Origin of the sequence: Enterobacter sp. CM29, assembly GCF_013179605.1 — a bacterium.
GTDB classification, from domain to species: domain Bacteria; phylum Pseudomonadota; class Gammaproteobacteria; order Enterobacterales; family Enterobacteriaceae; genus Enterobacter; species Enterobacter intestinihominis.
Genome location: NZ_JABMCU010000039.1, coordinates 1 through 25,606 on the forward strand (window position 1 = coordinate 1; position 25,606 = coordinate 25,606).

The window sequence follows — 25,606 nt, forward strand, 5'->3', positions numbered from 1 at the left end:
GGTAGCGGCCTTCGGCACCGCCTTCGTTGGTGATGTTCGCCGCCATCGCGGCATCGCTGGTGTACGGGGTTTTGCTCTCGAAGCCCATCAGCGACCAGGTGCCGGAAGAGAGATAGGCCGCATCTTTGTCGGCGAGCGGCGAGGCAATGACCGCGCTCGCGGTGTCGTGACTGGCGACGGCGACAACAGGGATTTCATTCCCCTGCGGGCAAAGCCAGTGACCGATCACATTGCCCGGATGGGTTGGCGCGCCGAACCAGGACGGCGAGGCGCCCGTCCAGGCCAGCAGATGTTCATCCCAGTTATCGGTGTTGATGTTGACCAGCTGCGTGGTGGTGGCGTTGGTGTATTCCCAGTTCATATTGCCGGTCAGACGGTAGCTTAAGTAGTCCGGGATCAGCAGCGCATGCGCCACCTTTTCGACCAGCTCAGGCTGTTGCTCAACCAGCGCACGTAGCTGATACAGCGTGTTAAACGGCAGGAACTGGATGCCACTGCGACCATAGATGTTCTCCTTGCCAAGCTGCGCGATGGCGTGCGCCATCAGCCCATCGGTGCGGCTGTCGCGGTAGGAGACCGGCAGGCCGACGCGTTCGCCGTGACTGTCCAGCAGCACGTAATCCACACCCCAGGTATCAATGCCGATACTGTCGATGCGAATACCGTCTTCGCAGACGTTGTGAAGTCCGGTGCGGATCTCTGCTTCCAGGGCGTCGATATCCCAGGTAACAAAACCGTCCTGTTTTTGCAGGCAATTGGCGAAACGGTGCATTTCGCGAAGCGTAAGGGTGTGCAGGTCGCAGTCCCAGGTGGCGAGCATTACACGGCCGCTGGATGCGCCTAAATCGACAGCCACACAATGGCGAAAAGTCATGGTCGGGTCCTTTCTTAAGTCATTACCGAGGAGTGTAAGAAAGGGAAGAAATAGCCACCTTCTCGCCACTGACAGCCCAAATCTCGCGCTGGCAAGAAAGCAAAGATGAACGTGAGGGAGTTCACAGTTTCCAGTAATCGCGGGGTTTGCAGGCAGTGTGACGCTGACCGCATTTCCCGATCTTTCCGCCTGTTTCTTGAAAAACCGGCAGCTTTTGCGCGGTTTGCTGTCAAAAATTTAAGGTGAGCGGGGAAGGCCTTAATTACTATTTTGAGAACTTTTCTCATTGGTAGAGGCCGTTATGACCGTACTGCACAGCGTCGATTTTTTTCCTTCGGGGGCTTCGCCGGTTGCGATTGAGCCACGGCTGCCTCAGGCTGCGTTCCCGGAACATCATCATGATTTTCATGAAATTGTGATTGTTGAGCACGGAACGGGCATCCACGTGTTTAACGGTCAGCCGTATACCATCAGCGGCGGTACGGTGTGCTTCGTGCGCGATCACGACAGGCACCTGTATGAACATACCGATAACCTGTGCCTGACCAATGTGCTCTATCGTTCTCCGGATGCGTTTCAGTTTCTCTCCGGGCTGAATCAGCTGTTGCCGCAGGAGAAGGACGGCCACTACCCGTCGCACTGGCGGGTGAATCAGTCCACGTTGCAGCAGGTGCGTCAGCTGGTAAGCCAGATGGAGCAGAGCGAGGATGGACAGGAGACGCACGCCATTGCTACCCGCGAGATGCTGTTTATGCAGCTGCTGGTGCTGCTGCGGCGCAGCAGCCTGGTGGAAGGGCTGGAAAATAACGACGCGCGCCTGAATCAGCTGATGGCCTGGCTGGAAGATCATTTTGCCGAAGATGTCTGCTGGGAAACGCTGGCGGATGACTTTTCGCTCTCGCTGCGCACGCTGCATCGTCAGCTCAAGCAGCATACCGGGCTGACGCCGCAGCGCTACCTCAACCGTCTGCGCCTGATCAAAGCGCGTCACCTTTTAAGGCACACGGATGAAAGCGTCACGGATATCGCCTATCGCTGCGGTTTCGGCGACAGTAACCACTTTTCAACGCTGTTTCGTCGGGAATTTAGCTGGTCGCCGCGCGATATCCGTCAGGGGAAAGACGCGTTGCTTCAGTAACGCGAGGGCAGTCACCGTTTTTTTACCGCAGAAAGGCTAATAATGTCCGGTTATTCGCCGTCGAGGTTGTGGTGTGGCTGCTCAGTTAATTCTTCGTAAAGATGATTTTTTTGCCTCCGCGAGTCAGGCCGTTGCGGTGGCGGACCGCTATCCGCAAAACGTCTTTGCCGAGCATACCCACGAGTTCTGCGAGCTGGTGCTGGTGTGGCGGGGCAACGGCCTGCACGTCCTCAACGACCGTCCCTACCGCATCACGCGCGGAGACCTGTTCTACATCCGCGCCGAAGATAAACACTCTTACGCCTCGGTTAACGATCTGGTGTTGCAGAACGTCATCTACTGCCCTGACAGGCTTAAACTGAATGTCGACTGGTCGGGCAATATCCCCGGTTTACATGATGCCAGAGGCGAACCGCACTGGCGCTTAAGCAGCAACGGCATGGCTCCGGTGCGCCAGACGATTTCCCAGCTGGAGCAGGAGAGCCAGAAGAGCGATCCGGTGGCAAACCAGATGTCGGAGCTGCTTTTTGCCCAGCTGGTGATGACCCTGAAGCGCCATCGTTACGCTACGGATAATCCCTCTGCCACCACGCAGGAAGCGCTGCTGGATAAGCTCATCACCCGGCTTGCGGGCAGTCTTAACAAGAGTTTCGTGCTGGAAAAATTCTGCGAGCAGGAGCAGTGCAGCGAGCGCGCGCTGCGCCAGCAGTTCCGCACCCAGACGGGGATGACGGTAAACCACTATCTGCGCCAGCTGCGCATCTGCCACGCTCAGTATCTGTTACAGCATACGGAGCTGATGGTGAGTGAAGTGGCGATGCGCTGCGGCTTTGAGGACAGTAACTACTTTTCGGTGGTGTTTAACCGTGAGGTGGGGATGACGCCGGTTCAGTGGCGTCATCGCAGTCGAAAGGCAGCGTAATCAGTTCGCCATGCCGAGGCCGACGATATTGGCCGCAATAATAATCACCACGCAGCCCAGGCTCAGCACGCCAACCGGACGACGCCCGGCGTTGTTCCACTCTTTCAGCACCAGCCCAACCAGCCCGCCGCACAGCACGTAGAAGCTCATGTGCAGCATCCAGCTCATGTAGTCATACTGCGCCGGGATACTGGCGTGACCCCAGGCGTAAAAGAAGAATTGCAGATACCACATCAGACCGCCGAGGGCGGAAAGCAGGACGTTGGTGACGATCAGCGGTTTTGCCAGCGAGAAGTCGGCTTTTACCGACAGATTCTTCACTTTTGCCAGACGAATGAAGCAAAAGCCGAGGTTTACCAGTGCGCCGCCGCCCATGATCACCACGTAGCTTGGCAGGGCAACGTACAGCGGGTCGACGCCCAGCGCTGCAGCGGCGTCGTGCATCGGTTTGGCGGCGTTCATCGCGAACGACATGCCCGCCGAGAAGACGCCACACATCACCGCCAGTAGCAGCCCTTTCTTCAGGTTGAACTCTTCGGCTTTGATGCCCATCTTGCGTTCTTTCAACTGGCCCGCGCGGGTGACAATTCCCACGCCGATCACCGCTACCAGCACGCCCAGCAGCGTCATTCGCCCACCCTGGGTGTTGATCAGCACATCGAAGTTGCCGTTGAGGATTGGCGTCATCAGGGTGCCAACAATCAGCGTAATGCCGATCGCGATGCCAATCCCCATCGACATTCCGAGGTAGCGCATGGTGAGGCCGTAGTTGATATTACCGATACCCCACATCGCGCCGAACAGGAATACCGGCAGCAGGGTGGAGGCGTTGAAGGAGGAGAAGTAGCCCCAGAAATCGGGCAGCAGCATGGCGCTGATTGTCCACGGCAAAATCAGCCAGGACACGGTACCGCCAACGGACCACATGGTTTCCCATGACCAGCCTTTCACCTTTTTAAACGGGGCATAGAAACAGGCTGCACTGGCCGCGCCTATCAAATGCCAGAAGATACCCATCGTAATCGCATGATTCATTTTTACATCCTCATCGTTTTTATAGCCGGAGGCTTCCCGCCGACTTGATGAGTGTAAAAATTAGGCGGTTTGGGAACCTTCAGAAGGTTGCCGCACTTTTGTTTTGAATGGCAATCAGCACGTTAACCGCGTGAGCAGACTCACAATTCCTTCATTTCTTAAAAACCGAATAACCTTATAAAAACTACGGCATTGATAATCATTTTCAATATCATTTAATTAACTATAATGAACCAACTGCTTACGCGGCATTAACAGCTGTGCCGCCCGACAATAATGGAGAGGATTATGAGTTATACACTGCCATCCCTGCCGTATGCCTACGACGCACTGGAACCGCATTTCGACAAGCAGACGATGGAAATCCATCACACTAAACACCACCAGACCTACGTGAATAACGCGAATGCTGCGCTGGAAAGCCTGCCAGAGTTCGCTAATCTGCCTGTTGAAGAGCTGATCACCAAACTGGACCAGCTGCCAGCAGACAAGAAAACCGTGCTGCGCAACAACGCGGGCGGTCACGCTAACCACAGCCTGTTCTGGAAAGGCCTGAAAACCGGCACCACCCTTCAGGGCGACCTGAAAGCGGCTATCGAGCGTGACTTCGGTTCCGTTGACAACTTCAAAGCGGAATTCGAAAAAGCCGCTGCAACCCGTTTCGGTTCTGGCTGGGCGTGGCTGGTCCTGAAAGGTGACAAACTGGCGGTCGTTTCAACCGCAAACCAGGACTCCCCGCTGATGGGTGAAGCTATCTCTGGCGCATCCGGCTTCCCAATTCTGGGTCTGGACGTGTGGGAACACGCTTACTACCTGAAGTTCCAGAACCGTCGCCCTGACTACATCAAAGCCTTCTGGGATGTAGTGAACTGGGACGAAGCAGCAGCGCGTTTCGCCGCTAAAAAATAAGGTTGCATTGACGCCTGTGAGAAGCGAGTCTGATGACTCGCTTTTTTTGTATCTGAAGGAGTGGAGATGCATTACCCGGTGAATGTGTTTACAGGCAAGGTAAGGGAGTACGAAGGCAGTCGCCCGAGCGCTATCGCCAAAGTGCAGGTCGACGGTGAGCTGACGCTTACCGAGCTTGGTCTGGCGGGCGACCAGCAGGCCGAAAAGAAAATCCACGGCGGGCCCGATCGCGCGCTGTGCCACTATCCGCGCGAGCACTATCAGCACTGGAAAACCGAATTTCCTGAACAGGCGGACCTTTTCGTCGCCCCCGCGTTTGGCGAAAATCTCTCAACGGAAGGGCTGACGGAGAAGAACGTCTTTATTGGCGATATTTATCGCTGGGGCGATGCTCTGATTCAGGTCACCCAGCCGCGCTCGCCGTGCTTCAAACTTAACTACCATTTTGGCATTCAGGATATGTCGGCCCAGCTGCAAAACGCGGGTAAAACCGGCTGGCTGTATCGCGTTGTGCAGGCGGGACAGGTTTCGGCGGATGCGCCGATTGAGCTGGCTTCGCGCCTGAGTGAGGTGTCGGTATACGAGGCCTGTGCCATTGCCTGGCATATGCCCTTCGACGATGAACAGTTTCACCGCCTGCTGTCAGCGGCAGGATTATCCACTAGCTGGACCAGAACGATGCAGAAGCGGCGGATAAGCGGCAAGATCGAGAGCAGTTCGCGGAGATTGTGGGGGAAATAATTGTCCCTCACCCCGGCCCTCTCCCCAAAGGGGCGAGGGTGAAAAGACCGCACCGAGCCGTCCCCTCTCCCCTATGGGGAGAGGGTTAGGGTGAGGGGATTACGAACGCTTATACAGCGGCAGCCACAGCGTTAGCCGCAGCCCGCCCAGCGGGCTGTCATCGGCTTTCACCCAGCCACGGTGCTGCTGCATGGCGGTTTCAACAATCGCCAGACCCAGCCCCGTACCGCCAGATTCACGGTCGCGCGCCTCGTCGGTACGGTAGAACGGACGGAAAATCTGCTCGCGATCTTCCGGGCTGACGCCTGGACCGTCGTCGTCCACGATGATAGTGATCCCGTCTTTATCCACCGAGAACGCCACTTCAATCTTCGTGTGCGAGTAGCGCAGGGCGTTACGCACGATATTCTCCAGCGCGCTTTCCAACGTGTTGGGGTTACCGTACAGCGGCCACGGGCCCGGCGGGAAATTGACGGTGAAGGATTTGCCCATCTGTTCCGCTTCGAAGGCCGCGTTGTCCAGCACCTCATGCCAGAGGTGATTGGCTTTTACCGTTTCGCTCACCAGCGCGTTTTTCTGCTGATTGCGCGACATCACCAGCAGATCGTTGATCATGCTGTCCAGGCGATGCGCTTCCGTCTCAATACGCTCCAGCTCTTTGCTCTCACCGCTGCGACGGCGCAGCAGGGCGGTACCCAGCTGTAAACGCGTGAGCGGCGTCCGCAGCTCGTGGGAGATATCCGACAGCAGACGTTGCTGGGCCGTCATCATTCGATCAAGCGCGCTCACCATCTGGTTAAAACTGGTTCCGGCGGCCAGGAACTCCTGCGGCCCGGATTCCAGCTCCGGATGCTGCCTCAGGTTGCCCTGCGCCACTTCGTCCGCCGCGTTTTTCAGCTTACGCGCCGGTTTCGCCAGGCTCCACGCCAGCCATAACAGCAGCGGGGAACTAACCAGCATGGTGACAATCAACAGCAACAGCGGACGGTCAAACAGCAGGTTGATGAAGTCGGACTGGGAACTGCTCGCGGGGCGAATCAGGTAGAGCTGGTAGTTATCTTCCCCATCCCGCACCGAGAAAGGGCCCACCATTTCTACCCGACCATATTTCTTTTTCTGCGGGTGATCGGCGTTATCCGCCTGGCCAATAAAGTTGCGGATAATCTGCATTTCATTGCGATCGGCCCCAATCACGCGGCCTTCACTGGTGACCAGTAAAAGACGTTGTCCGGGGGGCGCCCACTTGTCGATAGCGCGAAACAGCCTGCGCCACCACATTAAATCGTTCGGCGGATCGTTTGCCAGCTCCGCTTCCACGTGCTGCTCGATCATCACGCCCTGACGTTGCTCGCTGTCGAGCAGCTCCGTCATCTGGCGTGAGTCGAGTTTTGGCAACATCAAAACGAGCATTAAAACCAGTGCCAGCGTCAGCCAGAAGATGGCGAAGATGCGGGCGGTTAAGCTGCCTATCATGAAGCGGAAACCATCAGATAACCGCGACCACGCAGGGTTTTAAACCAGGGGTGACCGTCTTTACGCTCCGGCAGTTTACGGCGCAGGTTCGAGATATGCATATCGATGGCGCGGTCAAACGGGGTGAGGCGTTTGCCCAGCACTTCCTGGCTCAAGTGTTCACGAGACACCACCTGGCCGAGATGCTGCGCCAGCAGATACAGCAGGGTGAACTCGGTGCCGGTTAGCTCCAGCGTTTCACCGTCGAAGCTCGCTTCCTGGCGGCCCGGGTTCAAGCTCAGGGAGTCCACTTCCAGCGTAGGTGAGCTGTTGTCGGTATTCTGCTGCTGCTCGCTCCAGTGAGAGCGGCGCAGGATCGCGCGAATACGGGCCACCAGTTCACGGTCGTTGAACGGCTTAGGTAAATAGTCATCCGCACCCAGCTCAAGGCCGAGTACGCGGTCAAGCTCGCTGCCGCGTGCGGTCAGCATAATGACGGGGGTCTGGTGTGTCTGGCGAAGCTCTTTCAACGTATCAATACCATTTTTCTTCGGCATCATGACGTCGAGCAAAAGTAAATCGATGCTGTCGTCAAGGAGACTCAGCGCCTGTTCCCCATCGTGGGCAACCAGGACGTTGAAACCTTCCATGTCGAGCAACTCCTTTAAAAGAGATGTGAGCTCTCGGTCATCATCAACTAACAGGATTTTATTCATTGTTTAAATACCTCCGAGGCAGAAATTACGACATCAAGGCTATCTAATCCATGACTTTACGTTGTTTTACACCCCCTGACGCATGTTTGCAGCCTGAATCGTAGACTGTCTCTCGTTGAATCGCGACACGAAAGATTTTGGGAGCAAGTGATGCGCAAAGTTACCGCTGCCGTCATGGCCTCAACGCTGGCCTTCTGTGCGTTTAGCCAGGCTGCTGTAGCTATCAACAGCGATAACGGTTCCTCAGTAGAGGGCGCAACGCAGCACAGCAGCCAAAGCCATATGTTTGACGGCATAAGTTTAACCGAACATCAGCGTCAACAGATGCGAGATCTGATGCAGAGGGCACGACACGACCAGCCCCCTGTTAATGTTAGCGAAATGGAGACAATGCATCGCCTTGTCACCGCAGAAAATTTTGACGAAAGCGCTGTACGCGCTCAGGCAGAAAAAATGGCGCAGGAACAGGTTGCCCGCCAGGTAGAAATGGCGAAGGTTCGCAACCAGATGTTCCACCTGCTAACGCCCGAGCAGCAAGCGGTTTTGAATACCAAACATCAGCAACGTATGAACCAGTTGCGTGAGGTTGCACGGATGCAGCGAAGCTCAGATATGACGCTTTTCAGTAGCAATAGCAGTACCCGTAGTAACCAGTAAACCCTGTTTTCCTTGCCATAGACACCATCCCTGTCTTCCCCCACATGATGTGGGGGTTTTTTTTGCCCATCGTTCAGTGTTGTTAACGCTTTATTCATCCTTTCACTCCACCGCCATCCGTTATACTAGCGCCATGGCATGACAGGAGTGTTTATGAATCAATCCTATGGACGGCTGGTAAGCCGGGCCGCAATAGCCGCGACGGTGATGGCGTCGTGTTTGCTGATCATTAAAATTTTCGCGTGGTGGTACACCGGGTCGGTCAGTATTCTGGCGGCGCTGGTGGATTCACTGGTGGATATTGCCGCCTCGCTGACCAACCTGCTGGTGGTGCGCTATTCGCTGCAACCGGCAGATGAAGAGCATACGTTTGGCCACGGCAAAGCGGAATCGCTGGCCGCGCTGGCACAAAGTATGTTTATTTCTGGCTCCGCGCTTTTCCTGTTTTTGACCGGCATTCAGCATCTTATTTCGCCTTCTCCGATGAACGATCCGGGCGTTGGTGTGGTCGTAACCGTAGTTGCACTTATAAGCACACTTGTTCTTGTAACGTTCCAGCGCTGGGTTGTACGCAAAACACAAAGCCAGGCTGTACGGGCCGATATGCTTCATTATCAGTCTGATGTTATGATGAATGGGGCTATTCTTATTGCGCTCGGTCTGGCCTGGTATGGCTGGCATCGTGCCGATGCGTTGTTTGCGTTAGGGATAGGGATCTATATTTTATACAGCGCGTTGCGGATGGGGTATGACGCGGTACAGTCGCTTCTTGACCGTGCGCTTCCGGATGCAGAACGTGATGAAATTTATGCCATCGTGACCCACTGGCCTGGCGTCAGTGGTGCTCACGATCTTCGTACGCGGCAGTCAGGGCCGACCCGCTTTATTCAGATTCATTTGGAAATGGAAGACAACCTGCCACTGGTTCAGGCGCATATGGTCGCTGAACAGGTGGAGCAGGCGATTTTGCAGCGTTTCCCTGGGTCAGACGTCATTATTCACCAGGATCCGTGCTCTGTCGTCCCCAGGGCGTTTTGAGCTTTCGTAATTCGTTGTAAAAAAGTGAGCCAGACCAGCATTTTGTGGATAAATTACCACCATATGGCCTGACCTGAATCAATTCAGCTGGAAGGGATTGATATACTATTTGCAGTATTCGACGGTTGAACAGTTTCTTCCGGCAGCAGATTTCAATTTTGCATTCCTAAGTTCAGAGGTAGTCATGATTAAGAAAATCGGTGTGTTGACAAGCGGCGGTGATGCGCCGGGCATGAACGCGGCAATCCGTGGGGTTGTCCGTGCAGCGCTGACGGAAGGTCTGGAAGTTTTTGGTATCTATGACGGTTACCTGGGTCTGTATGAAGACCGCATGGTTCAGCTCGACCGCTACAGCGTGTCTGACATGATCAACCGTGGCGGTACTTTCCTCGGTTCCGCGCGCTTCCCGGAATTCCGTGACGAACACATCCGTGAAGTGGCTATCGAAAACATGAAAAAACGGGGTCTGGATGCGCTGGTGGTTATCGGCGGCGACGGCTCGTACATGGGTGCAAAACGTCTGACTGAAATGGGCTTCCCGTGCATCGGCCTGCCTGGCACCATCGACAACGACATCAAAGGCACTGACTACACCATCGGTTACTTCACCGCGCTGGGTACCGTTGTGGAAGCGATTGACCGCCTGCGTGACACCTCTTCCTCTCACCAGCGTATTTCCATTGTTGAAGTGATGGGCCGTTACTGCGGCGACCTGACCCTGGCGGCGGCCATTGCCGGTGGCTGTGAGTTCGTGGTAGTTCCGGAAGTAGAGTTCAGCCGTGAAGATCTGGTCGCAGAGATCAAAGCCGGCATCGCGAAAGGTAAGAAACACGCCATCGTTGCTATCACCGAGCACATCTGTGACGTTGACGAGCTGGCGAAGTACATCGAAACCGAAACCAAACGCGAAACCCGCGCGACCGTTCTGGGTCACATTCAGCGTGGCGGTTCCCCAGGCCCGTACGACCGTATCCTGGCGTCCCGCATGGGTGCGTACGCGATCGAGCTGCTGCTACAGGGCCACGGCGGCCGCTGCGTCGGTATTCAGAACGAGAAACTGGTTCACCATGACATCATCGACGCCATTGAAAACATGAAGCGTCCGTTCAAAGGTGACTGGCTGGACTGCGCGAAAAAACTTTACTGATCGGCTCTGTTGCCCGGTGGCGCTGCGCTTACCGGGCCTACAAAAGCACGGATCGTAGGCCGGGTAAGGCGTAGCCGCCACCCGGCTTTTTTGTGCCCATCCTTTTTTTATTCCTCCACGTTATAGCCAATCTTTTTTTATTCTTTAATCATCGGTTAGCTTTCTGGCACGCTGCATTCATCAAAACACTAAACAAGAGAGCCGGGCGATGAATAAATGGGGCGTGGGGTTAACATTATTGCTGGCATCGACCAGCGTTCTGGCAAAGGACATTCAGTTACTGAACGTGTCGTACGATCCGACGCGTGAACTGTACGACCAGTACAACAAAGCTTTTGCGGCGCACTGGAAACAGGAAACCGGCGATAACGTGGTGGTTCGCCAGTCTCACGGCGGTTCAGGTAAGCAGGCGACGTCGGTGATCAACGGCATTGAAGCCGATGTGGTTACCCTGGCGCTGGCTTATGACGTGGACGCTATCGCGGAGCGTGGCCGTATCGACAAAAACTGGATCAAGCGCCTGCCGGACAACTCTGCGCCATACACCTCGACCATTGTCTTCCTGGTGCGCAAAGGCAACCCGAAACAGATTAAAGACTGGAACGACCTGATTAAGCCGGGCGTGTCTGTCATCACGCCGAACCCGAAAAGCTCCGGCGGCGCACGCTGGAACTACCTGGCGGCCTGGGGCTACGCCCTGCACCACAACAACGGTGACCAGGCTAAAGCGCAGGAATTCGTGAAAGCGCTGTTTAAAAATGTCGAAGTGCTGGATTCCGGCGCGCGCGGCGCAACTAACACCTTCGTCGAGCGCGGTATCGGCGACGTGCTGATTGCCTGGGAAAACGAAGCCCTGCTGGCGACCAACGAGCTGGGTAAAGACAAATTCGAGATTGTGACCCCGAGCGAATCCATCCTGGCTGAGCCGACCGTCTCCGTCGTCGATAAGGTTGTTGATAAGAAGGGCACCAAAGCGGTGGCGGAAGCCTACCTGAAGTACCTCTACTCACCGGAAGGGCAGGAAATTGCGGCGAAAAACTTCTACCGCCCGCGCGATGAGGCCATCGCGAAGAAATACGAAAACGCCTTCCCGAAACTGAAGCTGTTCACTATTGATGAGGTTTTTGGCGGCTGGACCAAAGCGCAGAAAGAGCACTTCTCTAACGGCGGCACCTTCGACCAGATCAGCAAGCGCTAAGCGTTTTACAAAGAACGACACGGTAACCCGGTGTGAGAAATCCGCCGGGTTTTTTATTTGGTCATCATTTTGCGTTACTCTTTTGCCTCTATTGAAAACAGGGAACGCGTTGTGAAAAAAATTATCTTACTGATTCTGATCGTTATCGCCCTTGCCGCAGGCGGCGTGTACTGGATGAAAGCGGGTAATCCGAATGCGTTGCGTCATATCGTTCTCGACCAGTGTGTGCCCAACCAGCTGCATAACCGTAACCCGGCACCGTGTGCGCAGGTGAAGCCAGATGCGGGCTACGTGGTGTTCAAGGACCGCAACGGACCGCTGCAATACCTGCTGATGCCCACGTACCGTATCAACGGCACCGAAAGCCCGCTGCTGACTGAGCCGCAGACACCGAATTTCTTCTGGCTGGCATGGCAGTCTCGTCATTTTATGAGCATGAAACGGGGAGCCGACGTGCCTGACAGCGCCGTTTCGCTGACCATCAACTCCCCGACCGGGCGCACGCAGAACCATTTTCATATCCACATCTCCTGCCTGCGCCCGGACGTGCGCGAGAAGCTGAATGCGTCGCAGGGGCAAATCAGCACCCAGTGGCTACCGCTTCCGGGCGGGCTGGAAGGGCATGAGTACCTTGCCCGTCGGGTGACGGAGAACGAACTGGTGCAGCGCAGCCCGTTTATGATGCTGGCGGAAGAGCTGCCGGAAGCGCGCGACCATATGGGACGCTTCGCGCTGGCGATGGCGCAGCAGTCAGACGGCTCGTTTGTACTGCTGGCGACAGAGCGTAACCTGCTTATCTTTAACCGTGCGTCGGCTGAGGAATTGCAGGATCATCAATGCGATATCCTGAAGTGACCCCACCATAAATAGCGTTTACTCGCCCTGCCTGTCGCCGTAGACTTGCTGAAAAATTCTACAGGAGACAGGTATGTCGCTCTGGTTAACGCATCCTCTGCTGCTTCCCTCGCTGATCGTCGGCGTCACCATCGTGCTGTGGGCGACGTCGCTGTTGCCGGAATTTATCACCGCGCTGCTGTTCTTTACGGCGGCGATGACCGCCAGAATCGCCCCGCCGGAAGTGATCTTTGGCGGCTTCGCCTCGTCTGCCTTCTGGCTGGTGTTCAGCGGCTTTGTGCTGGGCGTGGCGATTCGGAAAACCGGCCTGGCGGACAGGGCCGCCCGGGCGCTGTCGGCAAAGCTTACCGACTCCTGGGTGCTGATGGTGGCAAGCGTTGTGCTGCTGAGCTATGCCCTGGCATTCGTGATGCCGTCGAACATGGGACGTATTGCGCTGCTGATGCCGATTGTCGCCGCGATGGCGAAGCGGGCCGGCATTCCTGATGGCTCGCGGGCCTGGTTTGGCCTGGCGCTGGCGGTCGGGTTTGGCACTTTCCAGCTCTCGGCCACTATTTTGCCCGCTAACGTGCCAAACCTTGTGATGAGCGGCGCGGCGGAAGGCTCATACGGTATCCACCTCAACTATGTCCCGTATCTGCTGCTGCACACGCCGGTGCTGGGTATTCTCAAAGGCCTGATTCTGATTGGCCTGATCTGCTGGCTGTTCCCCGGTAGCCCGAAACCAGCGAAGGATCTGACGCCGTCTGAACCGATGGGGCGTGACGAAAAACGACTCGCCTGGCTGCTGGCGGTGGTGTTGACGATGTGGGTAACGGAGAGCTGGCATGGCGTGGGCCCAGCGTGGACAGGGCTGGCGGCCTCGGTCATCGTTATGCTGCCGCGCATCGGATTTATCGCCGGCGAGGAGTTCTCGGCGGGGGTGAATATGCGCACCTGTATTTACGTCGCGGGTATACTCGGGCTGGCCATTACGGTGACGCAGACCGGTATCGGTGCGGCCGTAGGCGAGGCGTTGCTCCATATCATGCCGCTGGATGCAGACCGCCCGTTTACCAGCTTCCTGGCGCTGACGGGGATCACCACGGCGCTCAACTTCATTATGACCGCCAACGGCGTTCCGGCGCTGTACACCACGCTGGCGCAGAGCTTCTCCGACGCGACCGGCTTCCCGCTGCTGTCGGTGATCATGATTCAGGTGCTGGGGTATTCCACGCCGCTGCTGCCGTATCAGGCGTCGCCGATTGTGGTGGCGATGGGCTTAGGGAAAGTGCCTGCGAAGGCGGGGATGCTGCTCTGCCTGGCGCTGGCGATTGCGACGTATCTGGTACTGCTGCCGCTGGATTATTTGTGGTTTAGCGTATTAGGACGTTTGTAGTGGTTTTGTAGGGCGGGTTAGCGAAGCGCCACCCGCCCCAAAGGCAATTACGCCTGCTTAGCCGCTTCTGCCGCTTTAACGATCACCGCGAAAGCGTCTGCTTTCAGGGATGCGCCGCCAACCAGCGCGCCATCGATGTCTGGCTGGGTGAACAGCTCAGCTGCGTTTGATGCGTTAACGGAACCGCCGTACTGGATGATGACCTGCTCAGCCACTTTCGCGTCTGCTTTTGCAATGTGGTCACGGATGAACTTGTGCACCGCCTGTGCCTGCGCTGGAGTTGCAGATTTGCCGGTACCGATCGCCCAGACTGGCTCGTAAGCGATAACCGCGCCTTCGAACGCTGCCGCGCCCTGGGTTTTCAGCACAGCGTCGATCTGACGTGCGCACACTTCTTCGGTTTTACCCGCTTCGTTTTCTGCTTCGGTTTCACCGATGCACAGAACCGGGATCAGACCCTGCTCTTTCAGCACAGCGAATTTCTTCGCGATGAACTCGTCAGATTCTTTGTGGTAGGTGCGACGCTCAGAGTGGCCGATGATGATGTATTTCGCGCCGATGTCTTTCAGCATTTCAGCGGAGGTTTCACCGGTAAACGCGCCAGACAGGTTAACGTCAACGTTCTGCGCGCCCAGAATGATGTGGCTGCCGTCAGCGGCACGTTTAGCCAGATCCAGGTACATATCCGGCGGAGCGATAGCAACCGCGCAGCCGGTCACGCCAGCCAGCTCTTTACGCAGGTTAGCAACCAGTTCGTTTACCATGTGGCGGCTGCCGTTCAGTTTCCAGTTACCCATCACTAAAGGATGTCGCATTTCAATTCTCCACGCTCAATAAGCGAATTAAGGAATATGGCCACCCTTAAGGGCAGCATGGTCTGTGAATCAGTATAGAGATTTTCCCTCGAAAGGCTTTGCTTTTTGTCATTAATTCGCCCCCTCGAGTGCGTCTGATAGGGCCAGCTTAATCGGTTCAACCGCGAAGGTCAGCCCCTTTTCGCCGTTATCTGCGACGACATAGCGAACGGCACCTTCCGTATCGGCGTAATAGCGTTTGTTTTTCCCGGCGGTAAGCAGTTTTTGCAGCTTTTGCTGGCTTTGCGCTTTCGTGAAGGTGGGGGTAAAGGCGCGCAGAATAGCGCTCATATACTCCAGCGCTTTCGCTTTCGCTGCTTTCTGCTCTGGGCCCTGAATCGGCAACCAGGTGATCTGCATGCTTTTGATTTTTAACGTTCCGCGCTCAAGGGCAGTGGAAGCATATAGATTCTCGTTAATTTTGCTGGCAGCGCGGGTCAGGGTTGGCGTATCGCGGGCACCGTCAATCGCACGGAACTCCCCCAGCGCAAGCGAGGGGTTTTCTTTATTGAAGGCTTCGCGGAACTGGCTGATAGATTGATCGAAAGAGGGGGCGCCCGCCAGAAGGTAGGGGGCGGTGACCGGGGAAGCCGGTTCCGCGGCGTGCAGAGAAAAACTGGCGCTCAGCATCGCTAAACACAAATAAAGAGAGTGTGCCGAACTTTTCATCAACATTGCCCCTGGCCGTTATTGCCCATGATTAAAACGATATCTGGTCGGCTTGTCAAAAGGTCACAACTCCAGGGTAAAATGCGGGCTAAACAATAATAAGGAACCTTACATGACCATACAGCAGTGGTTGTTTTCATTCAAAGGGCGTATTGGACGCCGTGACTTCTGGATCTGGATGGCAGCGTGGGTTGTCGCTATGCTGCTTCTGTTTTTTGTTGCCTATAACGCCTGGCTGAGCACGCAAACTGCGGCTTTTGCGCTGGTCTGTTTACTGTGGCCAACCGCCGCCGTGGTGGTGAAACGTCTGCACGATCGCGGTCGCTCCGGCGCTTGGGCTTTTCTGATTATTCTGGCGTGGATGCTGGTGGCGGGGAACTGGTCAATGCTGCCCTCCATCCTCCCGTGGGTGGTGGGCAGACTGCTGCCGACGGTTATCTTTGTGATGATGGTTGTCGAACTGGGTGCGTTTATTGGCACCCAGAGCGAGAACAAATACGGAAAAGATACCCTTGAGGTGAAGTACCGCTGATCACCAGTAGTGTTCGGCGGTCATATGGCCCGGTCGGCGGCGAAGGTGTTTCGTCATCTGCCGGGTATCCTTCAGCAGTTGCTGCGTATCGCGCACCATTTGCGGGTTACCGCACAGCATCACATGGCTGGTTTCGGTATTCATCGGTAAACCCACCGCCTCTTCCAGCGCGCCGCTTTCAATCAACGCCGGAACGCGGCCGGTTAACGAGCCAGCTGCGGTTTCGCGGCTGACCACCGTCTGAATTTTTAACTTCCCGCCATATCGCTGTTCCAGCGCCTGCATCTGCGGCAAATAGCTCAGGTCTGCGGCGTAGCGCGCGGCGTGAACCAGCACGATATTCTTAAAGCGCTCCAGATCTTTGCCGTACTCCAGGATAGAGAGATACGGGCCGATGGCCGTGCCGGTCGCCAGCATCCAGAGCGTGTCACAGTCGGGGATTTCATCCAGCACGAAGAACCCCGCCGCGTCGGAGACAATCTGCACCTCATCGCCCGGTTTCAGCGCGGCGAGGCGCGGGCTGAGCTTACCGTCCGGGACGGTGACCAGATAGAACTCGAGATCCGGGTTATCAGGCGCGTTAACGTAAGAGTAGGCGCGCTGTACGCGTTCACCGTCGATATCCAGCCCGAGCTTGGCAAACTGCCCGGCGGTAAACGGATGAACGGGAGCGTGCAGCGTGAGGCTAAATAGCGCATCGGTCCAGAACTGTACCTTTGTGACTTTACCTGTTACCCAGTCCGCCATGATCTTCTCCTGTGCTGTTTCTCTCTTCTATCTTCCGTACTTGTGGGAAACATTTCCAGCCCATTCGGGCCGGAAAGCTCTATCGATCAAACGGTTTTACAGAATGTGCGTCTGTACGTCCGGGTCTTTGCGGTCGAGATAATGAATGGACTGAATGCGGCGAATGGTGCGGGATTTGCCGCGGATCAGCAGGGTTTCAGTGGTGGCCATGTTTCCCTTGCGGGTGATGCCATCCAGCAGATCGCCTTTGGTGATGCCGGTTGCGGAGAAGACCACGTTATCGCTGCGAGCCATCTCGTTCAGCGCGAGCACTTTATTGGCCTCGATGCCCATCGCCGCACAGCGCGCCAGTTCGTCTTCACCAATGCGAAGGTTCTCGTCGCTGTCGCCTTTGACCTCATGGCGTGGCAGCAGACGCGCCTGCATATCGCCGTCCAGCGCGCGGATCACTGCCGCAGAGACCACACCTTCCGGCGCGCCGCCGATGCCGTAAAGCACGTCGACCTCGCTGTCCGGCATGCAGGTCAGAATAGAGGCGGCAACGTCGCCATCAGGAATGGCAAATACGCGCACGCCGAGTGCTTGCAGATAAGCGATGGTGGCGTCGTGGCGCGGTTTCGCCAGGATGGTCACGGTGAGTTCGTTGAGCGGTTTACCCAGCGCCGCTGCGATATTGCGCAGGTTGGCATCCAGCGGCAGGCTAAGGTCGATAGCGCCTTTAGCACCAGGACCGACAATCAGCTTTTCCATGTACATATCTGGCGCGTTGAGAAAGCAGCCCTTATCGCCCACCGCCAGCACCGCCAGCGCATTGGCCTGGCCCATCGCCGTCATGCGCGTGCCTTCGATCGGGTCGACCGCGATATCCACCGCATCGCCTTTGCCCGTCCCGACTTTTTCACCGATGTAGAGCATCGGGGCTTCGTCGATTTCGCCTTCGCCAATGACGATAGTGCCATCGATATTGACCTGATTAAGCACAATGCGCATGGCGTGGACGGCTGCGCCGTCTGCGGTATTTTTGTCGCCACGGCCCAGCCACTTGTAGCCTGCGAGGGCGGCAGCTTCGGTGACGCGGGAAAACTCGATAGCAAGTTCACGTTTCATGAGGTACTCGTACAATCAAAAGGAATTGCACGAAGTTTATCACAGAGTGGGGAGGGGGAGGGGTGGTGCGGTCTGAGCCCCTCACCCCGGCCCTCTCCCCAAAGGGGAGAGGGTGTTTTAAGTCCCCTCGCCCCTTTGGGGAGAGGGTGAGGGGTGAGTCTGTCTTACTCGTCGTGCTCTTCCCATGCCAGGGCACGTTTCACCGCTTTCTTCCAGCCGCTGTAGCGGTAGTTGCGCTCGGTGGTTTCGATGCCTGGACGGAATTCGCGTTCGATCACCGCTTTTTCCTGAAGCTCGTCGAGGTTTTGCCAGAAGCCAACCGCCAGACCTGCCAGATACGCCGCGCCCAGCGCCGTTACTTCTCGCACCTCAGGACGTTCAACGCGGGTACCCAGAATGTCGGACTGGAACTGCATCAGGAAGTTATTGGCTACCGCACCGCCGTCCACGCGCAGGGCGTGCAGACGAATGCCGGAGTCCGCCTGCATCGCTTCCAGCACGTCGCGCGTCTGGTAGGCGATGGATTCCAGGGTCGCACGAATAATGTGGTTTGAGTTCACACCGCGCGTCAGGCCGAAAATCGCGCCGCGGGCGTACGGATCCCAGTACGGTGCGCCCAGACCGGTAAACGCTGGCACCACGTATACGCCGTTGGTGTCTTTCACTTTGGTCGCGAAGTATTCGGAGTCAAACGCATCGCTGATCAGCTTCATCTCGTCGCGCAGCCACTGAATGGAGGCGCCCGCCATGAATACCGCCCCTTCCAGGGCATAGTTCACTTCACCGCGTGGGCCGCAGGCGATGGTGGTCAGCAGACCGTTTTCTGATTTCACCGCTTTCTCGCCGGTGTTCATGAGCATAAAGCAGCCGGTGCCGTAAGTGTTCTTCGCCATCCCTTCCTTGACGCACAGCTGGCCGAACAGCGCCGCCTGCTGGTCACCGGCAATACCGGCGATAGGAATACGGGTGCCGCCTTTACCGCCGATGTTGGTCTGGCCGTATACTTCTGAAGATTTGCGCACGTCTGGCAGCATCGCACGCGGAATGTCCAGCGCGTCCAGCATCTTGTCATCCCACTCCAGAGTGTTGATGTTGAACAGCATGGTGCGCGAGGCGTTGGTGTAGTCGGTGACGTGAACGCGTCCCTGAGTCATCTTCCAGATAAGCCAGGTATCGACGGTGCCAAACAGCAGCTCGCCGCGTCGTGCACGTTCGCGTGAACCTTCCACGTGATCGAGGATCCACTTCACTTTGGTGCCGGAGAAATACGGGTCAATGACCAGACCGGTTGTACTGCGCACGTACTCTTCCATTCCGTCGCGCTTCAGTTTTTCGCAGATCTCTGAGGTGCGGCGGCACTGCCAGACAATGGCGTTGTAGATGGGCTTACCGGTTTCGCGCTCCCAGACAACGGTGGTTTCACGCTGGTTGGTGATACCGATAGCGGCAATCTCGTCAGAACTGATGTCGGCTTTCGCCAGCACTTCCACCAGCGTGGAGCTTTGTGACGCCCAGATCTCCATCGGGTCGTGTTCAACCCAGCCTGGACGCGGATAGATTTGCTCAAATTCGCGTTGAGACACGCTGACAATGTTCGCGTCATGATCCATTACGACAGCGCGGGAGCTGGTAGTGCCCTGGTCGAGCGCAACGATATATTTTTTTTCGGTCATGGTATGTGTCCCGTAGTCAGATTACAGCGAAGCTTTTTGTTGTGTGGTGGAAGTCGACTCTTTTTCCTCTTCCACACAGGTGTCGCACGGTAAGTGGCGACCAATTAATTTGCGATAGCCGAATGCGCCCAGCGCCGCCCCTACGATTGGCCCGAACAGCGGAACCAGGAAGTAAGGAATGTCTTTGCCGCCGGTAAAGGCGACATCGCCCCATCCTGCAAAGAAGGCGAAGGTTTTTGGACCCAGGTCACGCGCCGGATTCATCGCAAAGCCGGTCAGCGGACCCATTGATGCGCCAATTACCGCAATCAGAAGGCCAATCAAAAGTGGTGCCAGCGGGCCGCGCGGAATGCCGTTTCCGTCGTCGCCCAGCGCCATAATGACGCCCATCAGAATAGCGGTAATCACCATTTCAACTGCGAACGCCTGCACAAAATTAATATGCGGATTCGGATACGTTGAGAAAATGCCTGCCAGATCCAGACTTTCGACACTGCCACGCACCATATGATGCGTCTGTTCGAAGTCGGTGAAAAGATTGTAATAAAGCCCGTAAACTAACGCCGCTGCGCAAAAGGCGCCGGCAAATTGTGAAATGATGAAAGGGACAACTTTGCGTCCGTCAAAGCACGCGAATAGCCACAACGCGATGGTCACCGCCGGGTTAAGATGTGCGCCGGAAACCCCTGCGGTCAGGTAGATGGCCATCGCCACGCCCAGACCCCAGATAATACTGATTTCCCACTGACCAAAACTGGCACCCGCCACTTTCAGTGCAGCGACACAGCCTACTCCGAAGAATATCAACAACCCGGTACCCAGGAACTCGGCAATGCACTGGCCTTTTAAGGTTGATGTCTGACTCATAATCGGAATCCTGCAAAAGAGTAATGTTTATTGTTTGCGTGACCGCCCGTGACAGCCACGATGCCCTGTAGACATAGTGTTAATTTATCGTTAACGAGCACAAACGAGAAATATCGAAATCAAAATGTGTGGTCTGTGTCAATAAAATGAGCGTTTTCGCGCCATAAAGCGCGTTTTTGCATCAACGGTATAATGTGAGCTGAATCATTTCATTAACTAAAGAGTTAACAATTTAGGGGTATATGCCGCGAACGCACCAGGACCAGACCTAAAAGTGTTGCAAACCGCGATCTGCGCGGTGTGTCGCTGGACACAGAGCGCCGCGCTCCATACAATCGACGGTATATGTCGTGCGCGTTTACGTTAAAGCGTCGCCTTGCAATTCAGGAGAGGTAGCATCATGTCTTTAGAAGTGTTTGAGAAACTGGAATCGAAAGTACAGCAGGCGATCGACACCATCACCCTGCTGCAGATGGAAATTGAAGAGCTGAAAGAGAAAAACAACTCCCTGTCCCAGGAAGTTCAGAATGCTCAGCACAGCCGTGAAGAACTGGAGCGCGAAAACAACCAGCTGCGCGAACAGCAGAACGGCTGGCAGGATCGCCTGCAGGCACTGCTGGGACGTATGGAAGAAGTTTAATTCCGGTGGGGTTAACTGATTAGGCCGGGTAAGGCGAAGCCGCCACCCGGCTTTTTTATGGTTATTGCTCACGGATTTCAACCATAAAAAAGGCCGCCCGAGGCGGCCTTAACGCTACTTGTCCTGCGCTGTCATAGCATAAGCAACAAACCCACTCGGTTCATCACTCTTTACAACGAGTACGCTGGCGACAATGAACGCGATACATAAATAGCGTTTCATTATGCGGTCCCTGCTGCTTACCGCTCCACCGTTCACCACCGGTGATAAGTCGGTGGACACAAGCCCGGTTAAAGGTTGCTTTACGGTTGTGAATACACCTTTCCCTGGACCGGCGCCCATTTGCGAGATGGCGGAAAGGGACACAGCATCATAATGAGCAACAGCTGCGGAGTTAAGGTTTCCACACATAATTAGGAATTCATAAAGGGTCGACAGGGGTTACCTGAGGAATGAATCAGGGTAAGATAAAAATCCTGGTTAAAGGTTGCAATATCACCCAACGGACCGCGAATCCCGAGGGACAAAAAAACCGCCACATTGCTGTTGGCGGTTTTTTTATGCATCTCGCTTACCGATTAACTACTCAATATCCAGCGCATCCTCAGAAAGGATAATGCCGGTATTGTCAGCATAAAGGTGGTCGCCCGAGAAGAAGGTCACGCCGCCGAAATTGACGCGCACGTCGCTTTCGCCGATGCCGTCGCCCGCTGCGCCTACCGGTATGGCCGCGATGGCCTGAATCCCGATATCCATGTCTTCGAGATCGTCCACCTGACGCACGGAACCGTACACCACAATGCCTTCCCACTCGTTCTGGACGGCAATTCCCGCCAGTTCAGCATCAATCAATGCACGGCGCACGGAACCGCCGCCGTCGACCACCAGAACGCGGCCACGGCCGTTCTCTTCGAGCAGATCGTACAGCAACCCGTTGTCCTCGAAACATTTCACCGTGATGATTTGTCCGCCAAACGACGACCGTCCACCAAAGTTGGAGAACAGGGGTTCAACGACGTTGACATCTTCCTGGTAGATGTCACAAAGCTCGGAGGTATCGTATTTCATAGGTTTAACGCTCTGTTGCTGCGAATGTGTTCAGTATATCGTGCGAAATGCCTTGTTGGCAAAATCATCAATTGTTAATTGATATTTGTCAGCTAACTCAGCGTCTGGCTTAAGACAATCCCGATGACGAACAGCAGGTTAGTCAGCAACGCGCCTTTTACCGTGCGCTCCAGCATCGGCGGCATGGCAGCCGGGCTGAGTTCACGCATGACATAGCGGGCCTGCTTAACCAGCAGCGGTGCGGCGAGCACAAACAGCCAGCCCCACAGGCTGTGCAGAGAGATCAGATTGAACAGTGCCAGGCAGACCAGCGCGCCGATGAGCAGGCAGGCGTGATAGCGGCGGGCATTCACCGGGCCCAGACGCACGGCCAGCGTGTTCTTACCGTTCTCACGGTCGCTGTCGATGTCGCGCAGGTTATTGATATTCAGCACCGCCGTCGCCAGCAGACCGCAGGCGGTCGCGGGCAGGAACAGGGCGGGGATCACCGTATGCGCCTGCAAGTACCAGCTTCCCATGACGCTCAGCCAGCCGAAGAACACCAGTACGGAGATGTCGCCCAGACCAATATACCCGTAAGGACGCGTCCCGACGGTATAGGTAATTGCTGCAATAATGGCGAGCAAGCCCAGCACCAGGAAGCCAATGAAATCGCTGGTGGTTTTCGAGGCGACCGTCACCAGCGCCAGGCCGGACAGGCAAATCAACACCACGGTGATAATCAGCGCCCGCTTCATCTGTGCCTGGGTAATCACCCCTTTTTGCATCCCGCGCAGCGGCCCGATACGATCAGGTTTATCGCTGCCTTTTACCGCATCGCCGTAATCATTGGCGAGATTAGAGAGGATTTGCAGTAGCCCGGCGGTGACAAGCGCCAGACCAGCCACCAGGGGATCGAAATGCCCCTGCCACCAGGCAAGTGCGGTACCGACGATAATGGCGGCAAAAGCCAGAGGAAGCGTTTTTGGACGCAGACTTTCGAGCCACGCCTGCGTACGGCTGATATCAGTCATAGTTATTTAGCCAATAAAAATGGGGGCCATAGCCCCCATCAACAGTGATGAAAATGCATTGAACGCGATTATAGAATAAAACGGCTCAGATCTTCATCTGCCACTAACGCATCCAGGTGTTTGCCCACATACTCTGCGTCAATGGTAATGGTTTGACCGTTAAGGTCGCTCGCATCGTAAGAGATATCTTCCACCAGGCGTTCCAGCACGGTGTGCAGACGACGCGCACCGATGTTTTCGGTGGTTTCGTTGACCTGCCATGCGGCCTGAGCGATGCGTTTGATCCCATCGTCGGTGAACTCGATATTCACGCCTTCGGTCGCCATCAACGCTTTGTACTGTACGGTCACAGAAGCGTTTGGCTCAGTCAGGATACGTTCGAAATCTTCAGTGGTCAGCGCCTGCAGCTCAACGCGGATTGGCAGACGACCCTGCAGTTCCGGAATGAGATCGGATGGGCTGGCAACCTGAAACGCACCTGACGCGATAAACAGAATGTGGTCAGTTTTCACCATGCCGTGCTTGGTAGAGACGGTGCAACCTTCCACCAGCGGCAGCAGGTCGCGCTGAACGCCTTCGCGGGAAACATCCGGGCCGGAGCTGTTGCCGCCGCGCTTACAGATTTTGTCGATTTCGTCGATAAACACGATACCGTGCTGCTCAACCGCGTCGATAGCGTCCTGTTTCAGCTCTTCCGGGTTAACCAGCTTCGCGGCTTCTTCTTCAATCAGCAGCTTCATCGCGTCTTTGATTTTCAGCTTACGCGCTTTCTGTTTCTGCCCGCCCAGGTTCTGGAACATGGACTGCAACTGGCTGGTCATCTCTTCCATGCCCGGAGGGGCCATGATTTCAACGCCCATTGGCGCGGCAGCGAGATCGATCTCAATCTCTTTGTCGTCCAGCTCGCCTTCGCGCAATTTTTTGCGGAATGCCTGACGCGCAGCAGAAGGTTCAGGCTGCTGTTCAGCCTGTCCCCAGTTATTTTTTGCCGGTGGGATCAGCACGTCGAGAATACGCTCTTCGGCCATCTCTTCGGCGCGATAGCGGTTTTTCTCAATCGCCTGGACACGCACCATCTTAATCGCTGAATCGGTCAGATCGCGGATGATGGAGTCCACTTCTTTACCCACATAGCCCACTTCGGTGAACTTGGTGGCTTCAACTTTGATGAACGGCGCGTTAGCCAGTTTGGCCAGACGACGGGCGATTTCGGTTTTACCCACCCCGGTCGGGCCGATCATCAGAATATTTTTTGGCGTCACTTCATGGCGGAGCTCTTCGTCGAGCTGCATGCGACGCCAGCGGTTACGTAGTGCGATAGCCACGGAGCGCTTGGCGTTGTCCTGGCCGATAATGTGTTTGTTCAGTTCGCTGACAATTTCGCGTGGGGTCATTTCAGACATGGGCGATCCTTACGCTTTGGAGGTCAATTCTTCGATGGTGTGATTGTGGTTGGTATAGATGCAGATATCACCTGCAATATCCAACGCTTTCACCGCGATATCGCGCGCGTTCATGTCGGTATTTTCCAACAGCGCACGGGCTGCGGCCTGGGCGTACGGGCCGCCAGAGCCGATGGCAATCAGGTCGTTTTCAGGCTGAACCACGTCGCCGTTACCGGTGATGATCAGCGAGGCGTTTTCGTCAGCCACGGCCAGCAGTGCTTCGAGCTTGCGCAGCATGCGGTCGGTACGCCAGTCTTTTGCCAGCTCAACGGCGGCTTTCACCAGATGACCCTGATGCATTTCCAGTTTGCGTTCAAACAGTTCAAACAGCGTGAAGGCATCAGCCGTGCCGCCTGCGAAACCGGCGATCACTTTGTCGTTATAAAGACGACGTACTTTCTTCACGTTGCCTTTCATGACGGTATTACCCAGCGTGGCCTGGCCATCACCGGCAATTACCACCTGGCCGTTACGGCGTACACTTACTATTGTTGTCACGAGCAGACCCCCTGGTTACAGATTCGGGAAACAGAAGCCCTGAGCCTGTGCTCAGGGCTGAATTAAATGATAGATGGGGGGGATTTTGGGGGTTTCAACCCCCGGAGGCGAGTCGAATGCAGTTTGTGTGGCCAGCCACTTTCAAACGGGAAATGGTGCCGTCTGCGTTTTCTTTGCCTTTGACCGGTCCAATCACCACGCGATTCCAGCCGTTATTGGTGGTAATGCGTGAGTCAAATCCTTCAAATGCCAGCTGAGCTCGCACCGTTTCTGCCTGCTCAGCGCCTTTAAACGAACCGCACTGAACCATCCAGCGGCGTTCATCTTTTTTCTCAGCCGTCTGCTTTGGTGCCTCGGTCTCTTTAGTGACCGGCGCAGCCTGCTGCGTTTTTGGCTGTTGCGCAGTGGTATGTGCAGGCGTCTGCAACAGATC

28 protein-coding genes are annotated in these 25,606 nt (G+C 55.8%); 13 read left to right on the plus strand and 15 right to left on the minus strand.

What is annotated here, in order from left to right; translation table 11 throughout:
- Positions 1-874: FGGY family carbohydrate kinase (locus HP459_RS07295; protein ID WP_253939625.1), on the minus strand; the 874-nt coding region annotated here is incomplete at its 3' end.
- 136 nt (positions 875-1,010) lie between these two features.
- Here HP459_RS07295 and HP459_RS23745 point away from each other — a divergent pair.
- The 3 genes from HP459_RS23745 (at position 1,011) to rhaR (ending at position 2,934) form a co-directional block, all read left to right on the plus strand.
- Positions 1,011-1,115 (plus strand): hypothetical protein, encoded by a 105-nt coding sequence (locus tag HP459_RS23745; RefSeq protein ID WP_015569933.1) that lies wholly within the window; start codon positions 1,011-1,013, stop codon positions 1,113-1,115.
- Between the two features lie 60 nt (positions 1,116-1,175).
- Positions 1,176-2,012, plus strand: a complete 837-nt coding sequence (gene rhaS / locus HP459_RS07300; RefSeq protein ID WP_022649815.1) for an HTH-type transcriptional activator RhaS — start codon at positions 1,176-1,178, stop codon at positions 2,010-2,012.
- Positions 2,013-2,085: 73 nt separating this feature from the next.
- Entirely contained in the window at positions 2,086-2,934 is an 849-nt protein-coding gene (gene rhaR, locus HP459_RS07305; protein ID WP_171936070.1) for an HTH-type transcriptional activator RhaR, read from the plus strand.
- On the opposite strand, the gene rhaT is transcribed toward rhaR, so the two are convergent.
- Complete coding sequence (rhaT, locus tag HP459_RS07310; protein WP_022649813.1) at positions 2,935-3,969, minus strand: L-rhamnose/proton symporter RhaT; 1,035 nt, start codon at positions 3,967-3,969, stop codon at positions 2,935-2,937.
- Positions 3,970-4,257: 288 nt separating this feature from the next.
- Here rhaT and sodA point away from each other — a divergent pair, with 288 nt between their 5' ends.
- Positions 4,258-4,878: a superoxide dismutase [Mn] gene (gene sodA, locus HP459_RS07315; protein WP_003861999.1), complete on the plus strand. Its 621-nt coding sequence runs from the start codon at positions 4,258-4,260 to the stop codon at positions 4,876-4,878.
- 66 nt (positions 4,879-4,944) lie between these two features.
- A complete protein-coding gene (gene yiiM / locus HP459_RS07320) occupies positions 4,945-5,619 on the plus strand; it encodes a 6-hydroxyaminopurine reductase (protein ID WP_063201017.1) in 675 nt (224 codons plus the stop codon).
- Between the two features lie 99 nt (positions 5,620-5,718).
- Here yiiM and cpxA read toward each other — a convergent pair whose 3' ends face one another.
- Both cpxA and cpxR read right to left on the minus strand, forming a co-directional pair.
- Positions 5,719-7,092, minus strand: a complete 1,374-nt coding sequence (cpxA, locus tag HP459_RS07325) for an envelope stress sensor histidine kinase CpxA (protein WP_022649811.1) — start codon at positions 7,090-7,092, stop codon at positions 5,719-5,721.
- A complete protein-coding gene (cpxR, locus tag HP459_RS07330; RefSeq protein WP_003862004.1) occupies positions 7,089-7,787 on the minus strand; it encodes an envelope stress response regulator transcription factor CpxR in 699 nt (232 codons plus the stop codon). Before cpxR ends, cpxA begins: the two co-directional genes overlap by 4 nt.
- 150 nt (positions 7,788-7,937) lie before the next feature.
- Between cpxR and cpxP the strand changes: the two genes are divergently transcribed.
- The 6 genes from cpxP to HP459_RS07360 all read left to right on the plus strand — a co-directional run bounded on the left by cpxP (position 7,938) and on the right by HP459_RS07360 (position 14,060).
- Complete coding sequence (gene cpxP, locus HP459_RS07335) at positions 7,938-8,444, plus strand: cell-envelope stress modulator CpxP (protein ID WP_023298904.1); 507 nt, start codon at positions 7,938-7,940, stop codon at positions 8,442-8,444.
- 153 nt (positions 8,445-8,597) lie between these two features.
- Complete coding sequence (gene fieF, locus HP459_RS07340; RefSeq protein ID WP_045308716.1) at positions 8,598-9,482, plus strand: CDF family cation-efflux transporter FieF; 885 nt, start codon at positions 8,598-8,600, stop codon at positions 9,480-9,482.
- Between the two features lie 184 nt (positions 9,483-9,666).
- Complete coding sequence (gene pfkA / locus HP459_RS07345; RefSeq protein ID WP_003862009.1) at positions 9,667-10,629, plus strand: 6-phosphofructokinase; 963 nt, start codon at positions 9,667-9,669, stop codon at positions 10,627-10,629.
- Positions 10,630-10,837: 208 nt separating this feature from the next.
- Positions 10,838-11,827: a sulfate ABC transporter substrate-binding protein gene (locus tag HP459_RS07350; RefSeq protein WP_126503573.1), complete on the plus strand. Its 990-nt coding sequence runs from the start codon at positions 10,838-10,840 to the stop codon at positions 11,825-11,827.
- Between the two features lie 111 nt (positions 11,828-11,938).
- On the plus strand, positions 11,939-12,682 hold the full coding sequence (locus tag HP459_RS07355; protein WP_171936071.1) for a CDP-diacylglycerol diphosphatase: 744 nt from the start codon (positions 11,939-11,941) through the stop codon (positions 12,680-12,682).
- Positions 12,683-12,755: 73 nt separating this feature from the next.
- Positions 12,756-14,060 carry an SLC13 family permease gene (locus tag HP459_RS07360; protein ID WP_063152742.1) on the plus strand — a complete coding sequence of 435 codons (1,305 nt, stop codon included), beginning with the start codon at positions 12,756-12,758 and terminating at the stop codon, positions 14,058-14,060.
- A 47-nt stretch (positions 14,061-14,107) separates the two neighbouring features.
- Here HP459_RS07360 and tpiA read toward each other — a convergent pair whose 3' ends face one another.
- On the minus strand, positions 14,108-14,875 hold the full coding sequence (tpiA, locus tag HP459_RS07365; protein ID WP_003862019.1) for a triose-phosphate isomerase: 768 nt from the start codon (positions 14,873-14,875) through the stop codon (positions 14,108-14,110).
- Between the two features lie 111 nt (positions 14,876-14,986).
- Positions 14,987-15,583, minus strand: a complete 597-nt coding sequence (locus tag HP459_RS07370) for a DUF1454 family protein (protein WP_022649805.1) — start codon at positions 15,581-15,583, stop codon at positions 14,987-14,989.
- A gap of 112 nt (positions 15,584-15,695) precedes the next feature.
- Here HP459_RS07370 and HP459_RS07375 point away from each other — a divergent pair, with 112 nt between their 5' ends.
- Positions 15,696-16,115 carry a DUF805 domain-containing protein gene (locus tag HP459_RS07375; RefSeq protein WP_022649804.1) on the plus strand — a complete coding sequence of 140 codons (420 nt, stop codon included), beginning with the start codon at positions 15,696-15,698 and terminating at the stop codon, positions 16,113-16,115.
- On the opposite strand, the gene fpr is transcribed toward HP459_RS07375, so the two are convergent.
- The 4 genes from fpr to HP459_RS07395 form a co-directional block, all read right to left on the minus strand.
- Positions 16,116-16,862, minus strand: a complete 747-nt coding sequence (fpr, locus tag HP459_RS07380; protein WP_022649803.1) for a ferredoxin--NADP(+) reductase — start codon at positions 16,860-16,862, stop codon at positions 16,116-16,118.
- A gap of 96 nt (positions 16,863-16,958) precedes the next feature.
- Complete coding sequence (gene glpX / locus HP459_RS07385; RefSeq protein ID WP_023307187.1) at positions 16,959-17,969, minus strand: class II fructose-bisphosphatase; 1,011 nt, start codon at positions 17,967-17,969, stop codon at positions 16,959-16,961.
- A 164-nt stretch (positions 17,970-18,133) separates the two neighbouring features.
- The gene (gene glpK / locus HP459_RS07390) at positions 18,134-19,642 is read right to left on the minus strand and encodes a glycerol kinase GlpK (protein ID WP_022649801.1); all 1,509 of its coding nucleotides are present in this window, start codon (positions 19,640-19,642) and stop codon (positions 18,134-18,136) included.
- 21 nt (positions 19,643-19,663) lie between these two features.
- Complete coding sequence (locus tag HP459_RS07395; protein ID WP_022649800.1) at positions 19,664-20,509, minus strand: MIP/aquaporin family protein; 846 nt, start codon at positions 20,507-20,509, stop codon at positions 19,664-19,666.
- A gap of 400 nt (positions 20,510-20,909) precedes the next feature.
- On the opposite strand from HP459_RS07395, the gene zapB reads away from it, so the two are divergent.
- Positions 20,910-21,149, plus strand: a complete 240-nt coding sequence (zapB, locus tag HP459_RS07400; protein ID WP_022649799.1) for a septal ring assembly protein ZapB — start codon at positions 20,910-20,912, stop codon at positions 21,147-21,149.
- Between the two features lie 582 nt (positions 21,150-21,731).
- Here zapB and rraA read toward each other — a convergent pair.
- From rraA to ftsN, 5 genes are all read right to left on the minus strand, one after another.
- Positions 21,732-22,217: a ribonuclease E activity regulator RraA gene (rraA, locus tag HP459_RS07405; protein ID WP_022649798.1), complete on the minus strand. Its 486-nt coding sequence runs from the start codon at positions 22,215-22,217 to the stop codon at positions 21,732-21,734.
- Positions 22,218-22,309: 92 nt separating this feature from the next.
- On the minus strand, positions 22,310-23,236 hold the full coding sequence (gene menA / locus HP459_RS07410; protein ID WP_088581795.1) for a 1,4-dihydroxy-2-naphthoate polyprenyltransferase: 927 nt from the start codon (positions 23,234-23,236) through the stop codon (positions 22,310-22,312).
- 62 nt (positions 23,237-23,298) lie between these two features.
- Entirely contained in the window at positions 23,299-24,633 is a 1,335-nt protein-coding gene (hslU, locus tag HP459_RS07415) for an HslU--HslV peptidase ATPase subunit (protein WP_022649796.1), read from the minus strand.
- 9 nt (positions 24,634-24,642) lie between these two features.
- A complete protein-coding gene (gene hslV / locus HP459_RS07420) occupies positions 24,643-25,173 on the minus strand; it encodes an ATP-dependent protease subunit HslV (RefSeq protein WP_022649795.1) in 531 nt (176 codons plus the stop codon).
- Between the two features lie 94 nt (positions 25,174-25,267).
- Positions 25,268-25,606, minus strand: a 339-nt coding sequence (gene ftsN / locus HP459_RS07425; RefSeq protein WP_171936072.1) for a cell division protein FtsN, incomplete at its 5' end; no start/stop codon positions are given.

Coding starts and splice junctions, on each gene's coding strand:
- rhaS (WP_022649815.1), top strand. CDS start 1,176: ATGACCGTACTGCACAGCGTCGATTTTTTTCCTTCGGGGGCTTCGCCG.
- rhaT (WP_022649813.1), bottom strand. CDS start 3,969: ATGAATCATGCGATTACGATGGGTATCTTCTGGCATTTGATAGGCGCG.
- sodA (WP_003861999.1), top strand. CDS start 4,258: ATGAGTTATACACTGCCATCCCTGCCGTATGCCTACGACGCACTGGAA.
- yiiM (WP_063201017.1), top strand. CDS start 4,945: ATGCATTACCCGGTGAATGTGTTTACAGGCAAGGTAAGGGAGTACGAA.
- cpxA (WP_022649811.1), bottom strand. CDS start 7,092: ATGATAGGCAGCTTAACCGCCCGCATCTTCGCCATCTTCTGGCTGACG.
- cpxR (WP_003862004.1), bottom strand. CDS start 7,787: ATGAATAAAATCCTGTTAGTTGATGATGACCGAGAGCTCACATCTCTT.
- cpxP (WP_023298904.1), top strand. CDS start 7,938: ATGCGCAAAGTTACCGCTGCCGTCATGGCCTCAACGCTGGCCTTCTGT.
- fieF (WP_045308716.1), top strand. CDS start 8,598: ATGAATCAATCCTATGGACGGCTGGTAAGCCGGGCCGCAATAGCCGCG.
- pfkA (WP_003862009.1), top strand. CDS start 9,667: ATGATTAAGAAAATCGGTGTGTTGACAAGCGGCGGTGATGCGCCGGGC.
- HP459_RS07350 (WP_126503573.1), top strand. CDS start 10,838: ATGAATAAATGGGGCGTGGGGTTAACATTATTGCTGGCATCGACCAGC.
- HP459_RS07360 (WP_063152742.1), top strand. CDS start 12,756: ATGTCGCTCTGGTTAACGCATCCTCTGCTGCTTCCCTCGCTGATCGTC.
- tpiA (WP_003862019.1), bottom strand. CDS start 14,875: ATGCGACATCCTTTAGTGATGGGTAACTGGAAACTGAACGGCAGCCGC.
- HP459_RS07370 (WP_022649805.1), bottom strand. CDS start 15,583: ATGAAAAGTTCGGCACACTCTCTTTATTTGTGTTTAGCGATGCTGAGC.
- HP459_RS07375 (WP_022649804.1), top strand. CDS start 15,696: ATGACCATACAGCAGTGGTTGTTTTCATTCAAAGGGCGTATTGGACGC.
- fpr (WP_022649803.1), bottom strand. CDS start 16,862: ATGGCGGACTGGGTAACAGGTAAAGTCACAAAGGTACAGTTCTGGACC.
- glpX (WP_023307187.1), bottom strand. CDS start 17,969: ATGAAACGTGAACTTGCTATCGAGTTTTCCCGCGTCACCGAAGCTGCC.
- glpK (WP_022649801.1), bottom strand. CDS start 19,642: ATGACCGAAAAAAAATATATCGTTGCGCTCGACCAGGGCACTACCAGC.
- HP459_RS07395 (WP_022649800.1), bottom strand. CDS start 20,509: ATGAGTCAGACATCAACCTTAAAAGGCCAGTGCATTGCCGAGTTCCTG.
- zapB (WP_022649799.1), top strand. CDS start 20,910: ATGTCTTTAGAAGTGTTTGAGAAACTGGAATCGAAAGTACAGCAGGCG.
- rraA (WP_022649798.1), bottom strand. CDS start 22,217: ATGAAATACGATACCTCCGAGCTTTGTGACATCTACCAGGAAGATGTC.
- hslU (WP_022649796.1), bottom strand. CDS start 24,633: ATGTCTGAAATGACCCCACGCGAAATTGTCAGCGAACTGAACAAACAC.